The organism is Streptomyces blattellae, from assembly GCF_009709555.1.
Taxonomy (GTDB): domain Bacteria; phylum Actinomycetota; class Actinomycetes; order Streptomycetales; family Streptomycetaceae; genus Streptomyces; species Streptomyces blattellae.
On the sequence record NZ_WJBG01000070.1, the window covers coordinates 1 to 323 of the forward strand.

The 323-nt window shown below is 64.4% G+C and carries 1 protein-coding gene; it reads left to right on the forward strand.

Annotated elements, in window-relative coordinates:
* Positions 1–323, forward strand: a 323-nt coding sequence (locus tag GFH49_RS01565; RefSeq protein ID WP_268867461.1) for an alpha-amylase family glycosyl hydrolase, incomplete at both ends; no start/stop codon positions are given.

The window sequence follows — 323 nt, forward strand, 5'->3', positions numbered from 1 at the left end:
GTGGACTGCCTGTGGCTGCCGCCGTTCTTCAAGTCACCGCTCAGGGACGGCGGGTACGACGTCTCCGACTACACGGCCGTCCTGCCGGAGTTCGGTGACCTCGCCGACTTCGTGGAATTCGTCGACGCCGCCCATCAGCGCGGAATGCGCGTCATCATCGACTTCGTCATGAACCACACCAGCGACCAGCACCCGTGGTTCCAGGAGTCGCGCGCCAACCCGGAAGGCCCCTACGGCGACTACTACGTCTGGGCCGACGACGACAAGCAGTTCCAGGACGCCCGGATCATCTTCGTCGACACCGAGGCCTCCAACTGGACCTT